The following is a 14,577-nucleotide window of genomic DNA, read 5'->3' on the forward strand; positions in this document are numbered from 1 at the left end:
CGCGCGATTGGCGCCGAATCCGGCCGAAATGCAGCACATCGGGCGATTCGAAGGGGAGGGTGGATGACAAACGACAGGAAGGCGGCAGCGATGACCGAGTACGAGACGATCCTGGTGGAGCAGCGCGGACGCGTGGGGTGGATCACCCTCCACCGTCCGGAGGCGCTCAACGCGCTGAACAGCCGGCTCGCCGAGGAGGTCACCGCGGCCGCGCAGGCCTTCGATGCGGATGACGGGATCGGGGCGATCGTCCTGACCGGCTCCGAGAAGGCCTTCGCGGCGGGTGCCGACATCAAGGAGATGGAGGGCATGTCCGCGGCGGAGATGCTCGAGACCGACCACTTCGGCGTCTGGCACGACTTCGCTGCCGTGCGCACCCCGGTCATCGCGGCGGTCTCCGGATTCGCGCTCGGCGGCGGCTGCGAGCTGGCGATGATGTGCGACATCATCCTCGCCGCGGACACTGCGAAGTTCGGACAGCCGGAGATCAATCTCGGCGTGATCCCCGGCATGGGCGGCACGCAGCGGCTCATCCGCGCGGTCGGGTACTACAAGGCCGCGGAGCTCGTGCTGTCCGGCCGCTTCATGGGGGCCGAGGAAGCGGAGCGTTCCGGACTCGTGTCCCGCGTCGTCCCGGCGGCGGACCTCCTGGCCGAGGCGACGACGTTGGCGGAGACGATCGCGTCGAAGTCGCTGCCGTCGGTCTACGCCGCCAAGGCCGCGCTCGATGCAGCGATGGAGACGACGCTGTCCGCCGGCCTCGCCCATGAGAAGCAGGCGTTCGCGGCGCTGTTCGACACGCACGACCAGAAGGAGGGGATGTCGGCCTTCCGCGAGAAGCGCACGCCCGACTTCCAGAACAGCTGATCGCGGTTCACAACTCAGGAGGTCGAGTCGCGGAGCCGGCGTTCTGCGGTGCCGGGGCCCAGTCGGCCGCAATTCTCCTGAGTTGTGAACGGGTCAGCCGCGCAGGGACTCCACGATCTTCGCGATCCGACGGTCGCGCGTCGCGTCCTGCTTGGCGTCGGCGACCGCCCTGGCGTGCTCCTTCCGCGCTGAGGGGGAGAGGGCGTCGAAGGCGGCGCGCACCGCGGGGTCGACGTCGAGGGCGGCGGCCAGGGCGGCCGGCACCTCGACCGTCCGCTCTGCGGTGTCGAGCCGGATCACGGCGTCCACCTCCTGGTCGATCTCCACCGCGAGGTCTGCGCGGGCGGCCTTGCTGAGACCGATCATGTTCTCGCCGCCCATCCGGGCCAGGCGCAGGCGGGCGGTGCGGCCGCCGATCGTGACCGCGACCGGGAAGGTCTTCCCCGCGCCGAAGGAGGCCACCTGTTCGTCGGTGAGGAGGATCGCCGCGGCGGGACCGCGACCGGTGAGGACGGTGTGCACGCGCAGTTCGCTCATGCAGGAAGAGTACGCCCGCCGTCCTCGATCGCGGCGACGAGGGCGGTGTTGCGCTCCGCGATCAGCCGCTCCATGTACCGCCCCAGGACCAGGGCGTCGACGAGGCGGCCGAGGGGCCCGAAAGGCGACCGGAACGCGACGGTGTCCCGCATGAGGGTGCCACGCGGGTGCTCCTCGAACACATGCTCGTGCCGGAGCTCGCGGAACGGTCCGGCGATCTGACGGTCCGTGAACCGATGCGGCGCGTCGATGTCGAACACCACGGAGCGCAGGCGGAACGGGATGCCGAAGTGCCGCGCGCGCCAGGTCACCGTGGACCCCTCGGTGAACGCGCCGCCCGCAGGCTCCTCGATCATGGTCTCGCTGTAGCGCGCCATGGACTGCAGATGCAGTTCGGGGTCCAGAGCCGCGGCGAAGACGACCGGGCGGGGCGCCGCGGTCACGGTGTCGAGCACGAACCGGGGCATCAGAGCGGTTCGGGGAGGGGGCGCGGATCGATGAAGTCGCCGGCGTCACGGCGCAGGCGGGCGACGATGGCGACGAGCTCCGCGGCATCGGCCTCGCTCATGCCGGGATCGGCGAAGACGTCGGCGTTCAGGGCGGTCGTGGCGCGCTCGACGAGGTCGCGCCCGGCGTCGGTCAGGGCGAGCATCGCGGCGCGTCCGTCGTGGGGGTGCGGTTCGCGGATCACGAGGCCGTCGCGCACGAGCCGCTCGGCGGTGCTGGTGATGGTGGTGGCGTGGACCTGCAGGCGCGCGACGACGCTCGACAGCGGCAGTCGTCCGGCCCGGCTGAAGGCGAGCAGCCGGAGCACCTCGTACCGCGCGAAGCTCAGCGCGAAGGGTTTGAGGGCCGCGTCGACGCGGGCGAGGAGGAGCTGCTGTGCCCGCATCACCGACGTGACGACCGTCATGCCGTCTGCGGCCTCGGTCCAGCCGTGCGCGATCCACTGCCGCTTCGCCTCGGCGAGCGGGTCGACGGGAAGCGGGCGGGGTCGGACCACGTCTCTACGGTACCGGGGGAGGGCGCCCCCGGTCGCCAGCGGCGAGCCGAGGACGGCAACTGTCGACTATGTATACATTCGTGACCGAAATGTCGGGTGCAGCCTGCGGATCCCTCTGCCTTTGGCTACATAGAAGAGCGGGCGGATAGACTCAGCGTGTCGTGAGGAGCATTCGATGAAGATCTTCGTCCTGGTCAAAGAGGTGCCGGACACCTATGGTGATCGCACGTTGAATCTGGAGACCGGCCTCGCCGATCGCGGCGCCGGGGATGTGGTCCTCGACGAGATCACGGAACGGGCCCTCGAGGTCGCTCTCTCCTACGCCGACAAGAACGAGGGCACCGAGGTCGTGGCCCTCACGATGGCGCCGGAGAGCGCGACCGCGTCGGTGCGACGGGCCCTCGCGATCGGCGCCGCCTCCGCGATCCACATCGTCGACGAGCAGCTCGTCGGCGCCGACCTGGGACTCACCGCCGAGGTCCTCGCCGCCGCGATCCGCCGTGGCGCCCCCGACCTCGTCATCACCGGCAACCTGTCCACCGACGGCGCCGGTGGCGTCCTGCCCGCGATGCTCGCCGAGCACCTCGGCTGGGCGCAGGCCACCGCCCTCTCCGCGGTCGAGATCACGGCCGAGGGCATCTCCGGCACCCGGGGCGCGGACGCGGGGAACCAGCAGGTGACCGCGCCGCTGCCCGCCGTGATCTCCATCACCGAGGCGCTCCCTGACGCCCGGTTCCCGAACTTCAAGGGGATCATGGCGGCGAAGAAGAAGCCGCTGGAGGTGCTGTCCCTCGCCGACCTCGACGTGTCGGCGGACCCCGCGGCGGCTCCGCGCACCATCATGACCGCCGTCTCCGAGAAGCCTCCGCGGGCGGCCGGTGTCAAGATCACCGACGAGGGCGATGCCGCCGAGAAGCTCGTCGAGTTCCTCGTGCAGAACAGGCTGGTGTGACATGGCGTACCCCGAGAACCCGATCCTCGTGCTCCTCGACGTCGACCCGTCCGGCGAGCTCGCCAGCAGCGCGGCCGGACTCCTCGGCGCGGCGGCGGGCATCGGCACCCCGGTGGCGCTGATCGTCGGCGGTTCCGAGTCCGCGGTCGCCACGGCCGCGGCGGCCGGAGCCGCGGTCGTGCTCACGGCCGAGGGCGACCCGTCGGCGCTCACGGTCCCGATCGTCGACGCGCTGCAGGCCGCCGCCGTGCAGGCGCAGCCCGAAGCCGTCCTCATCTCGAACTCGATCTCCGGGCGCGATGTCGCCGGCCGGTTCGCGGTGCGATCGAAGAGCGCTCTCGCCGTGGATGCCGTCGGGGTCTCCCGCGACGACGAGGGCATCGTCGCCCACCACTCGGTCTACGGCGGGGCGTACCTCGTCGATGCGGCCGCGACGTACGGCACGCTCGTCGTCACGGTGCGGCAGGGCGCGGTGGAGGCCAGGGCCGAGGCGGTCGCCTCCCCGCAGATCGAGCAGCTCGCGGTCACCCCGTCAGGAGCGGTCGCCGCGACGGCGGGCCCCGTCGAGACCGTCGAGGCCACCTCGTCCCGTCCCGAGCTGCGCGGAGCGACCCGCGTCGTCTCCGGTGGCCGCGGCCTCGCGTCGAAGGAGAAGTTCGTGCTCGTCGAGGAGCTCGCCGACGCTCTCGGCGCGGCCGTGGGTGCCTCGCGCGCCGCGGTCGACGCGGGCTACATCCCGCAGTCCCACCAGGTCGGGCAGACCGGGGTCTCGGTGTCGCCGCAGCTCTATGTCGCGCTCGGGATCTCCGGGGCGATTCAGCATCGCGCCGGCATGCAGACGTCGAAGAACATCGTGGCGATCAACAAGGACCCGGAGGCGCCGATCTTCGACGTCGCCGACTTCGGCATCGTCGGCGACGTGTTCGCGATCGTCCCGCAGGTGATCGCCGCGCTCGAGGCGCGGAAGAAGTAGTCATGGCGACGCGGGTGCTGCGCCGCGGGCTTCCGCGGGTGCCGGGCGGCGAGCCGTGGCCGCCCGCCGATGCGACGGTCGAGACCGTCGATGCGGCCGTCGCCGTCGAGGCGCCGGTGGCGACGCCGGTCTCTGCGACGACGGAGGGCGGGGAGGACGGCCCCGCCGCGGTCACGCCGGACGCCACCGGCGTCCAGGCTGCGCAGCCGGACGCCGCGCCGCGTCGGGCACTCCGCCGGGGTCTCCCGCGCGTTCCGGGCGGTGAGCCCTGGCCGCCGTCTACGGTCGGGGCCGCGCTCGCGGCGTCGTCCGCACCCGCCGCGGTGCCGGGCGAGACCGCACCTTCCGCCGCGGCCGTTGCGCCTCCTGCCGCGCCCGCTGCCGCCGCGTCGTCCGCCGCGCCGGCTCGGACTCCTGCTGCGGCGCCCGCTCCCGAGACGCCCGCCGCAGGCGAGAGCGTCCGCCGCGGACTGCCCCGAGTCCCGGGTGGCGAGCCCTGGCCCCCCGCGGGGACCGTGCCCGCCCGTCCGACCTCCCCTCCGTCCGCGGCCGTGGCGGCGGATGTCTCCGCGATCCCGGAGACGGCGGCGCCGTCCGCGACCCTCGTCTCCGACCCCGCCGCTGTCCCGGGGACCGCGCTCGCCACCGGCGCCGACATCAGCGCGCCGCTGCCCTGGACCCGTACGGTCTGGAACGGTCGAGCACCGCGGCATCTCCCGGCCGCCGCCTCATCGACCGTCTCCGGCGCTCGCCGGCGCCCGACCTGGACCCAGGCGATCGCGACGCTGTTCGGCGCCGCCGCCCTCGGCGTGCTCGCGGCCGCGGCCGTGGCCCTCGTCCGCACGCTGCTGAGCCTCCCGTTCATGCAGGACTTCCTGGCGGCCTTCCCTGGCGAGTACGAGCCACCGATCCCGGTCGAGCCCGGCTTCGCGCCGTGGGTCAACTGGGCGCACTTCTTCAACATGTTCCTGATCGTGCTGATCATCCGCTCGGGGCTGCAGGTGCGCACCGAGAAGCGGCCGAGCGTGTTCTGGTCCCCGCGGAACAACCCGAAGGGCAAGATCAGCCTGAACCTCTGGTTCCACCAGGCGCTCGACATCCTGTGGCTGGTCAACGGCGTGATCTTCGTCGTCCTGCTGTTCGTCACCGGGCACTGGGTGCGGATCGTGCCGACGAGCTGGGAGGTGTTCCCGAACGCGCTGTCGGCGGCCCTCCAGTACATCTCGTTCGACTGGCCGCACGAGAACGGCTGGAACAACTACAACAGCCTGCAGCAGCTCGCCTACTTCGTCACCGTCTTCCTCGCGGCGCCGCTCGCCGCGGTCACCGGGTTCCGCATGTCGGGGCTCTGGCCCAAGAGGGCGGAGCGCCTGTCGAAGGCGTACCCGGTGGAGTGGGCGCGTGCCCTGCACTTCCCGGTGATGCTCTACTTCGTGGCGTTCATCATCGCGCACGTCGCGCTCGTGATGCTGACCGGCTTCCTGCGGAACCTCAACCACATGTTCGCCGCGCAGGATGCCGCGACGTGGACGGGATTCTGGGTGTTCATCGCCTCGCTCGTCGTGATCGCGGTCGCCTGGGTCGCTGCGCGTCCGCTCGTGCTCGCCCCGATCGCGAAGGCGTTCGGCAAGGTCTCGGGGCGCTGATCCATGACCGATCGCACCGCCATCGAGGACTACTGGCGCGAGACCCGCATCGCGCTGCCCCACCTGCCGGAGCCTCTTCCCGAGGCGTGGGGTTTCGGCGCGACGCCGGAGCACGCCGACGAGCTCCTGGAGCTCGTGCTCGCGGGTATCAAGGTGGGCACGGCGTCCTCTCTCTGGGACTACGAGGAGTCGGGGGATCCGCTGCCGACCGTCGGCGAGCTCAGCATCATCCTCGATGGGACCGGCGCTCCGCGCGCCGTGATCGAGACCACGGCGATCGACATCGTTCCGTTCGACGAGGTCGACGAGGCGCACGCCTTCGACGAGGGGGAGGGGGATCGTACCCTGGCGCACTGGCGCGAGGTGCACGAGCGCTACTGGCGCACCCACTCCGAGAACCCGCGCGGCTACGAACCCGACATGCCGGTGCTGTGCGAGCGCTTCCGGCTGCTCCTGCCGGCCGGCACGGAGGACTGAGAAGAGGGAGATCATGGCAGAGGCCTACATCGTCGACGCGGTCCGTTCGCCGGTCGGACGCCGTGGCGGCGCTCTCGCGGAGATCCACCCCGCCGACCTCGGCGCGCACAGTCTGCGGGCCCTCGTCGACCGGACCGGCATCGACCCCGGCGCCGTGGACGACGTGATCCTCGGAGCCATCGATGCGATCGGCGGGCAGGCCGGGAACGTCGCGCGCACCGCGTCGCTCGTCGCCGGCTTCCCGGAACACGTGCCGGGCGTCACGATCGATCGGCAATGCGGATCGAGTCAGCAGGCCGTGCACTTCGCCGCGCAGGCGGTGCTCAGTGGCACCAGCGACCTCGTGATCGCCGGCGGGCTGCAGAACATGTCGCGGATCCCGCTCACCGCCGCCGCGACCGTCGGCCGGGAGTACGGTTTCACGACGCCGTACGCCGAGTCGCCCGGATGGCAGGAGCGCTACGGCGACCAGGAGATCTCGCAGTTCCGCGGAGCGGAGCTCATCGCCGAGCGGTGGGACATCTCACGGGAGGAGATGGAGCGGTACGCGCTGGAGAGCCACCGCCGGGCGGCCCAGGCCCAGGACGACGGGCGGTTCGCGGCGGAGATCGCGCCGCTCGCCGGGCTCGACCACGACGAGGGCGTGCGCCGGGACACCACCCTCGAACGCATGGCCGGCCTGCCGCCGCTCGCGCCCGACGGGCGGATCACCGCTGCGGTCGCGTCGCAGATCAGCGATGCGTCGAGTGCCGTGCTCATCGCCAGCGCGCGGGCGGTGCAGGAGCACGGCCTCACGCCGCGGGCCCGCATCCACCACGTCTCCGTCCGCGGCGACGACCCCGTGCTCATGCTCACGGCGCCGATCCCGGCGACCCGGCACGCGTTGGAGCGTACGGGACTCCGGATCGAGGACATCGACCTGTTCGAGGTCAACGAGGCGTTCGCCTCGGTCGTGCTCGCCTGGATGCGCGAGACCGGTGCGCCGCACGAGAAGGTCAACGTCAACGGCGGCGGCATCGCACTGGGGCATCCGATCGGCGCGACGGGCACCCGCATCCTCGCGACCCTGCTGAACGAGCTCGAGCGCACCGGCGGACGGTACGGCCTGCAGACGATGTGCGAGGGCGGCGGCGTCGCGAACGTCACGATCATCGAACGCCTCTGAGCGCAGACGAAAGGGCCGCCCCGCGGGGCGGCCCTTTCGGTGAGGACGAGGGTCAGGGGCGCACGAAGCGGACCTCGGTGAGCGTCTCGCCCAGGAACGGCTCGGTGTGCGCCGCGCCGTCGAGGTGGAACCCGTTGCGCGTGTAGAAGCGGTGCGCGCGGGGGTTGTCCTCGGCGACCCAGAGGTAGAGCGGCTCGTCCTTCTCGACGGCCGCATCGAACAGCTTCTGCCCGATGCCGGTCGAGTGGTACGCGTCGAGCAGGTAGATGAAGTACAGCTCGCGGAACGCCGGGGCGTCCTTGTCGCGAGCCGGACCCGAGCCGACGAAGCCGACGATCTCGCCGTCGACGAGCGCCGCGTTCATCTTGAAGTCGGGGCCCTGCGAGGCCCAGTGCGTCCACAGCTCGGCCATACGGCGGGGCGAGACCTTCTCCAGCGCCGCCTTGCTGATGAGGTGATCGTAGGTCTCGTGCCAGCACTGCGCATGCACGCGACCGAGGGCTTCCGCATCCACATCACGGACCGGACGGACGATGACTTCGGGCTGGGCTTCGGCGCTCATGCGGTGACTCTACGGCGGGTCCGTGGAAATCGGAAATCGGGATGACGGCCCGTGGGAGGCCCTTCGACGGCATGGAGGAATCGGACAACGAAGTTCGACCGTCGTGCGCGGATGGCTACGATCAGTCCTCGTGAATGTGATCTGGCGGACCCTCCTCGTGATCCTCGGTGCACGTCGTCGCGTACGGCAGGGGAAGACCCTCGACCCCACCGCCGTCGGCACCGTCACCGTGACCACCCTGCCCACGGACCTCGACATCCTCCGCCACATGAACAACGGCCGGTACCTGTCGCTGTTCGACCTCGGCCGCTGGGACCACCTCATCCGCACGGGGCTGTTCGACGTGATGAAGGAGCAGGGCTGGTACGCGGTGGTCTCCAGCGAGACCATCACCTTCCGCAAGTCGCTCCAGCTCTGGCAGCGGTTCGAGGTGCAGTCGCGCTTCATCGGGCACGACGAGAAGGCGCTGTTCCTGGAGCACCGGGCCGTGGTCGCCGGCGAGGTCTACGCCAGGGCCATCGTGCGGGCCCGCGTGCTGCGCCGGTCCGGCGGCACGGTCAGCAACGAGGAGCTGTTCGCCGCGGTGGGCAAGCCCGACGGGGTGCCCGAGATCGACGCGTGGGTGCACGACTGGGCCGCCGCGTCCGCTCTGCCTCCCGTGCGCACGCCCGCCCCCAGCATCTGGAACTGACCCGACTGCGGCCCGCCCGGTCGGGCACCCCGGGATTCCGCGACCGGAGACCTAGGGTGGTCACATGGCAGAGTCGTCGTCATCCTCCGCGGAGGCGGGGGCATCCGCATCCCTCGCCGATCAGGCCGTCGAACTCGCGCGCCGTTGGGTGATCGAGGCGGCTGCGGCCGACGTCGACCCCGCCGCCGAGCGTCTCGCCGGCGTCCTCCGCGACGCCAACGGCCTGCCGTTCACCCTCGGTTTCGTCGACGGCGTGATGCGGCCGGAGAGCCTGACCGCTGCGGCCGCCCAGCTGCGCCGCATCGCGCCCATCGTGCCGGAGTTCCTGCCGTGGTACCTGCGCTCCGCCGTGCGGCTCGGCGGCGGGGTCGCCCCGGTGCTGCCGACGCCGGTCGTGCCGATCGCGCGGCGGGCGCTGCGCGAGATGGTGGGGCACCTGGTGGTGGACGCCCGGCCCGCGAAGCTCGGACCCGCGATCGAGAAGCTGCGGGAGTCGGGGTCGCGACTGAACCTCAACCTCCTCGGGGAGGCGGTGCTCGGGGAGGCAGAGGCGCAGCGGCGGCTCGACGGCATCCACGAGCTCATCCGGCGTCCGGATGTCGACTACGTGTCGGTCAAGGTCTCCGCCATCGTCAGCCGCATCTCGATGTGGGGCTTCGACGAGGTCGTCGAGCGGGTCATCGACCGGCTGCTCCCTCTCTACGTGACGGCTGCGGAAGACGGCACCTTCATCAACCTCGACATGGAGGAGTATCGCGACCTCGACCTCACGATCGCCGTCTTCACGCGGATCCTGGAGGACCCTCGGCTCACCGGACTCGAGGCCGGGATCGTGCTGCAGGCCTACCTGCCCGACGCGCTGCCGGCGTTGCAGGAGCTCACCGCCTGGGCACAGGATCGCGTGATCCACGGCGGGGCCCGCATCAAGGTGCGCCTCGTGAAGGGCGCGAACCTCGCGATGGAGCACGTCGAGGCGACCCTGCACGGATGGACGCCCGCGCCCTACGACACGAAGCTCGACACCGACGCCAACTACCTGCGCTGCCTGGACTGGGCGCTGCAGCCCGAGCACACGACCGCCGTGCGGCTCGGCGTAGCCGGCCACAACCTCTTCGGCATCGCCCATGCGTGGCTGCTCGCCGGGGAGCGCGGGGTCCGCGACGCGGTCGAGTTCGAGATGCTGCTCGGCATGGCTCAGGGGCAGGTGCAGGCGGTGTCCCGCGAAGTGGGTCCGGTGCTGCTGTACGTGCCGGTCGTCGCGCCCGCCGAGTTCGATGTGGCCATCAGCTACCTCGTGCGGCGGCTGGAGGAGAACGCGTCGTCCGAGAACTTCCTCTCCGCGGCGTTCCACCTGCACGACGACGAGTCCCTCTTCGCGCGGGAGGCCGAGCGCTTCCTCGACGCCCTGGACCGGGCGGGGGACCCGGCCCTCGGCCTCGGCCCGCGGCGCACCCAGGACCGCCTCGCGCCCGTGCACGAGTCCGTGCGACCCGCCCCGGTCGGTCCGGCGGCGGAGGCCGACCTCACGAAGGCGGTGCTCGGCATCGTGCGCGGCTCCGACGACACCGACACCGGCGCCTACCTCGAGACCGCCGTGTACGCCGCGCGCGAGCGCGGGGAGGACACCGGGGGCGCCCCGGGCTTCGTGAACACGGCCGATAGCGACCTCGCCCTCCCCGCCAATCGTGAGTGGGCGGCGGGGATCCGTGCGAGGCTCGCGGACTCGACGGTCGGGAGGGATGTCCTGGACGCGGCCCGCGTCGATGACGCCGATGACCTCGGCCGCATCGTGCGCGGCGTGCAGGGCGCGGCGGCAGCGTGGGGATCACGTCCCGCGGCCGAGCGGGCGGAGGTGCTGCTGCGCGCGGCGGCCGCTCTCGAGTCCCGCCGCGGGGAGCTGATCGAGGTCGCGGCGGCGGAGACCGGCAAGGTCTTCGCCGAGGCCGACGTCGAGGTGAGCGAGGCCGTCGACTTCGCCCGGTACTACGCCGCGACGTGCCGCGAGCTCGATGCGATCTCCGGCGCCGTGTTCGTCCCCGCCAGGGTGACCGTCGTCGCTCCGCCGTGGAACTTCCCCCTCGCGATCCCTGCCGGTGGCGTTCTGGCGGCGCTCGCCGCGGGGTCCGGCGTCGTCCTCAAGCCCGCCCCGCAGGCACGCAGGTGCGCGGCGGTGCTCGTGGCGGCGCTGTGGGAGGGCGGCGTGCCCCGCGAAGCCCTCGCTCTCGTCGACATCGAGGAAGGCGACCTCGGCCGTGCCCTCATCACGGACGAGGCCGTGGACCGGGTGATCCTCACCGGCTCGTGGGAGACCGCGGCGCTGTTCCGCTCCTGGCGCCCCGACCTGCCTCTGCTCGCGGAGACCAGCGGCAAGAACGCGATGATCATCACGCCCTCGGCCGACCTCGACCTCGCCGTGGCCGACCTCGTGAAGAGCGCGTTCGGGCACGCGGGGCAGAAATGCTCCGCGGCGTCGCTCGCGATCCTCGTCGGGCCGGTGGGGCGCTCGCAGCGCTTCGCGCGTCAGCTCGCCGACGCGGTCCGCTCGCTGCGGGTCGGCTGGCCCTCGGATCCGCTCGCCGAGGTGGGCCCCGTCATCGAGAAGCCCGAGGGCAAGCTCGCCTGGGCCCTCTCCGAGCTGGAGGGCGACGAGCGGTGGCTCATCGAACCCGCCCTCGACCCCGCCGACGACGGCAGCGGACGGCTCTGGCGCCCCGGCGTGCGGGTCGGCGTGCAGTCCGGCTCTCGCTTCCACACCGAGGAGTTCTTCGGACCGGTCCTCGGGATCATGCACGCCCCGACCCTCGCGAAGGCCGTCGACCTGCAGAACGCGGTCGCCTACGGTCTCACGGCGGGGCTCCACACCCAGGATCCCGACGACCTGGCCTTCTGGCTCGACCGCGTGCAGGCCGGGAACCTCTACGTCAATCGCGGCACGACGGGAGCGATCGTACAGCGGCAGCCGTTCGGCGGGTGGAAGCGCTCCTCCGTCGGCGCCGGCGCCAAGCCCGGCGGGCCGAACCACCTCATCGGGCTCGGAACGTGGCGCGCGCAGCACGGGTCCCCGGCGTCGAGCACCCTCCACCTCCGCGGGCTCGACTCCCGGATCACCGGGCTCATCGAGGCCGCGCAGCCCTCCCTCCCGTTCGAGTCGTTCGAGTGGCTTCGACGCTCCGCCCTGTCGGACGCGCTGGCCTGGGACCGGGAGTTCGGCCGGGTGCGGGATGTCTCGCGGCTGGAGATCGAGCGCAACCTCTTCCGGTATCGGCCCGTGCCGGTGGAGATCCGCGCCACCGAGGACGCCGCCCTGCACGACCTGCTGCGGGTCGTGATCGCGGGGGTGCGTGCGGGGGCGGGCTTCGTCGTGTCCACTCCGGTCGGGCTTCCGGCGGGCGTGCGGCATGCTCTGGGCGACCTCGACGCCGTGGTGTTCCTGGAGACCGAGGCCGAGTGGCTCCAGCGGATGCAGGCGACCGCGGGTGAGGGGTCCTCGGGTGACGCCGAGGGTCCGGTGCTTCCGCGGCATGAGCGTGTGCGGCTCGTGGGCGGACGGGAGTCGGTGGCGGCGCTGCGCTCCGCGCTGGCGGTGGCGACGGGCGGCGATCCGGACCTCGCGGTGTACGACGCGGAGGTGACGGCGGCGGCCCGCATCGAGCTCCTCCCGTTCGTGCACGAGCAGTCCGTCTCGATCACCGCCCACCGCTACGGAAACCCCGACCCCTGGAGCGCCTCCGTCATCTGACCCCGTCCCCCGGCGCGGCGCCGGTGCCGGTACCGGTGCCGTGCGGGCTCGAAAAAGGTGCCTTCCCGGCCCCCGGCTGGTGCGTTTTCGATCCCGCTTCGGGATGCGCGGGACATGCGGGATCGGAAACGGGCGGGAGCGGCGGCTCGGGGGTGCGATTGTGATCCCGGAAGAGACTGCGCGGGACGGAATCCGGGTGTAAAAGATTCTTGACACGGGTGCAATGCGGACGTACTCTCGTGTCAAGAATCTTTGACACGAGGAGAAGCGCATGGTCTACGAGGAGCGCAACGTCTGGGCCGGGCTCATCGTCAGTCCGATCGTCGCGGTCGTCTACGTGCTGCTGCTCATGCAGCAGGCCGGTGGCGGACCGCTCACCGCGACGGACTGGTTCCCGCTGATGCTGTGGACGATCGGCGGGGGCATCGTCGGGACGATCGTGCTCAGCATCCTCTGGGGCATCATCGCCGGGATGTCCGATCCGGACGGCGTCGGCCGCTCCGACATCCGCGACCGGGACATCGGCCGGATGGGGGCGCGCGTGGAGCAGGCCTTCGTCGCCATCGCCGGCCTCGGGGTCATCGTCCTGTGCGGTCTCGGTGCCGACGTGTTCTGGATCGCGAACACCATGTTCGCCGGGTTCCTCGTGGCCGCCGTCGTCGGTGGCGTCGCTCGGGCGATCGCGTACCGTCGGGGGCTGCTCTGATGGTCAAACCGACCCTCGTCTCCAACAGCATCCGCGCCCACCGCGAGCGTGCCGGACTCACGCAGGCCGAGCTCGCTCGCACGATCGGGGTAACGAGGCAGACGCTCATCGCGATCGAACAGCAGAAGTACTCGCCGACGCTCGAGCTCGCGTTCCAGATCGCCCGGGCCTTCGGCGTCGGGATCGACGACCTGTTCGCGTATCCCACCGACCCCGGAGGTCTCGCGTGACCGAGACGATGCCCGCCTGGACCCGCGAGACGTACGGCCCGGCCGCCGGGACGACGCTGACCCGCGTGCCCGTGCCGCAGCCCCACCGGGGAGAGGTCGTGCTGCGCGTGCAGGCCACCGCCCTCAACGCCGGCGACGTGCGGCTGCTCCTCGGCGATCCGCTGCTGGTCCGGCCTTTCTTCGGCCTCACGCGCCCGAAGCACCCGGTCCGGGGGCTCGACGTCGCGGGCACCGTCGTGGCGGTCGGCGCCGACGTCGTGAACGCCGAACTCGGCGAACTCGTGGTGGGAGAGCTGCAGGGTGGAGGCGGCCTCGCCTCCCACGCCCGCATCGCGGCCGACCGCGTCGTGCCCGTCCCGCCCGATGTCACGCCCGAGGCGGCGGCCTGCCTGCCGATCGCCGGAGGCACCGCGTGGCAGGCGCTCGACGCGGCCGGGGTGGGGCTGCGCCACCGCGCACAGCGGGTCCTCGTGATCGGGGCGTCCGGCGGCGTGGGGACCTTCGCCGTGCAGCTCGCGGCGCTCCGCGGGGCGGAGGTCTGGGCGACGTGCCGTCCTCGGAACGCCCTGCTGCTGGAGCGCCTCGGAGCCGTGCGCACGCTCGACCACCGCACGTCTCCGCTCACGCACCTGCCCTCCGCCCGGTTCGACGCCGTCATCGACCTCGCGGGGGGTGTGCCGATCCGCGAGCTGCAGCGTCTCGTCCGCACGGGTGGTCGCGTGGTGCTGGTGACGGGCGACGGCGGACGCGTACTCGGTCCGGTGCCGCGGATGATCCGCGCCGCCGTGCTCTCGGTCCGCGGACCCCGGGTGGTGTCCCTCGCGGCGACCTCGCACCCGGAGATCCTCGCGAAGCTGCTCGAGCTCGTGGAGGAAGGGCACCTGGTCCCCGTGGTCGAGCGCACCTACCCGTTCGCCGAGGCCGTGTCGGCGCTCGCGCACGTCGAGGCCGGGCACACGGTCGGCAAGGTCGTGGTGACGCAGCGCGAGGGCTGACGACGACACGGGACGGATGCTGGTGGCGCCCAGG

General features: G+C 71.9%; 15 protein-coding genes. 11 read left to right on the plus strand and 4 right to left on the minus strand.

What is annotated here, in order from left to right; all coding sequences use genetic code 11:
- The first annotated feature begins 90 nt into the window (after window positions 1-90).
- Window positions 91-867 (plus strand): enoyl-CoA hydratase-related protein, encoded by a 777-nt coding sequence (locus M4D53_RS08115; protein ID WP_259953419.1) that lies wholly within the window; start codon window positions 91-93, stop codon window positions 865-867.
- Window positions 868-960: 93 nt separating this feature from the next.
- Here the strand turns inward: M4D53_RS08115 and M4D53_RS08120 are convergent, their stop codons facing one another.
- Genes M4D53_RS08120 through M4D53_RS08130 form a run of 3 tightly spaced genes read right to left on the minus strand, consistent with a single transcriptional unit; the run spans window position 961 to window position 2,407 of the window.
- Entirely contained in the window at window positions 961-1,404 is a 444-nt protein-coding gene (locus tag M4D53_RS08120) for a YdeI/OmpD-associated family protein (protein ID WP_259953339.1), read from the minus strand.
- Window positions 1,401-1,871 carry an SRPBCC family protein gene (locus M4D53_RS08125; RefSeq protein ID WP_259953341.1) on the minus strand — a complete coding sequence of 157 codons (471 nt, stop codon included), beginning with the start codon at window positions 1,869-1,871 and terminating at the stop codon, window positions 1,401-1,403. The genes M4D53_RS08120 and M4D53_RS08125 overlap by 4 nt, the downstream gene beginning before the upstream one ends.
- Entirely contained in the window at window positions 1,871-2,407 is a 537-nt protein-coding gene (locus M4D53_RS08130; RefSeq protein WP_259953343.1) for a MarR family winged helix-turn-helix transcriptional regulator, read from the minus strand. The genes M4D53_RS08125 and M4D53_RS08130 overlap by 1 nt, the downstream gene beginning before the upstream one ends.
- Window positions 2,408-2,582: 175 nt before the next feature.
- Between M4D53_RS08130 and M4D53_RS08135 the strand changes: the two genes are divergently transcribed.
- From M4D53_RS08135 to M4D53_RS08155, 5 genes are read left to right on the plus strand one after another with little or no spacing between them, the layout of a single operon-like run.
- The gene (locus tag M4D53_RS08135) at window positions 2,583-3,359 is read left to right on the plus strand and encodes an electron transfer flavoprotein subunit beta/FixA family protein (RefSeq protein ID WP_259953345.1); all 777 of its coding nucleotides are present in this window, start codon (window positions 2,583-2,585) and stop codon (window positions 3,357-3,359) included.
- 1 nt (window position 3,360) lies between these two features.
- Entirely contained in the window at window positions 3,361-4,332 is a 972-nt protein-coding gene (locus tag M4D53_RS08140; RefSeq protein WP_259953347.1) for an electron transfer flavoprotein subunit alpha/FixB family protein, read from the plus strand.
- 2 nt (window positions 4,333-4,334) lie between these two features.
- Window positions 4,335-5,978 (plus strand): cytochrome b/b6 domain-containing protein, encoded by a 1,644-nt coding sequence (locus M4D53_RS08145; protein ID WP_259953349.1) that lies wholly within the window; start codon window positions 4,335-4,337, stop codon window positions 5,976-5,978.
- A gap of 3 nt (window positions 5,979-5,981) precedes the next feature.
- Window positions 5,982-6,455, plus strand: a complete 474-nt coding sequence (locus M4D53_RS08150; RefSeq protein WP_259953350.1) for an ASCH domain-containing protein — start codon at window positions 5,982-5,984, stop codon at window positions 6,453-6,455.
- Window positions 6,456-6,468: 13 nt separating this feature from the next.
- A complete protein-coding gene (locus tag M4D53_RS08155) occupies window positions 6,469-7,620 on the plus strand; it encodes an acetyl-CoA C-acetyltransferase (protein WP_259953351.1) in 1,152 nt (383 codons plus the stop codon).
- A gap of 52 nt (window positions 7,621-7,672) precedes the next feature.
- Here the strand turns inward: M4D53_RS08155 and M4D53_RS08160 are convergent, their stop codons facing one another.
- Window positions 7,673-8,182, minus strand: coding sequence for a GNAT family N-acetyltransferase (locus M4D53_RS08160; protein ID WP_060922628.1), 510 nt, complete (start codon window positions 8,180-8,182; stop codon window positions 7,673-7,675).
- A gap of 130 nt (window positions 8,183-8,312) precedes the next feature.
- Here M4D53_RS08160 and M4D53_RS08165 point away from each other — a divergent pair, with 130 nt between their 5' ends.
- The 5 genes from M4D53_RS08165 to M4D53_RS08185 all read left to right on the plus strand — a co-directional run bounded on the left by M4D53_RS08165 (window position 8,313) and on the right by M4D53_RS08185 (window position 14,543).
- Complete coding sequence (locus M4D53_RS08165) at window positions 8,313-8,873, plus strand: acyl-CoA thioesterase (protein ID WP_187662479.1); 561 nt, start codon at window positions 8,313-8,315, stop codon at window positions 8,871-8,873.
- Between the two features lie 64 nt (window positions 8,874-8,937).
- Window positions 8,938-12,612 carry a proline dehydrogenase family protein gene (locus tag M4D53_RS08170; protein ID WP_259953352.1) on the plus strand — a complete coding sequence of 1,225 codons (3,675 nt, stop codon included), beginning with the start codon at window positions 8,938-8,940 and terminating at the stop codon, window positions 12,610-12,612.
- Window positions 12,613-12,883: 271 nt separating this feature from the next.
- Window positions 12,884-13,318 (plus strand): hypothetical protein, encoded by a 435-nt coding sequence (locus M4D53_RS08175; protein WP_259953353.1) that lies wholly within the window; start codon window positions 12,884-12,886, stop codon window positions 13,316-13,318.
- Window positions 13,318-13,548 carry a helix-turn-helix transcriptional regulator gene (locus M4D53_RS08180; RefSeq protein ID WP_259953354.1) on the plus strand — a complete coding sequence of 77 codons (231 nt, stop codon included), beginning with the start codon at window positions 13,318-13,320 and terminating at the stop codon, window positions 13,546-13,548. The genes M4D53_RS08175 and M4D53_RS08180 overlap by 1 nt, the downstream gene beginning before the upstream one ends.
- Window positions 13,545-14,543 (plus strand): NAD(P)-dependent alcohol dehydrogenase, encoded by a 999-nt coding sequence (locus M4D53_RS08185; protein WP_259953356.1) that lies wholly within the window; start codon window positions 13,545-13,547, stop codon window positions 14,541-14,543. The genes M4D53_RS08180 and M4D53_RS08185 overlap by 4 nt, the downstream gene beginning before the upstream one ends.
- Window positions 14,544-14,577 lie beyond the last annotated feature (34 nt).

This window comes from Microbacterium meiriae (assembly GCF_025143875.1).
Classification (GTDB): Bacteria; Actinomycetota; Actinomycetes; order Actinomycetales; family Microbacteriaceae; genus Microbacterium; species Microbacterium meiriae.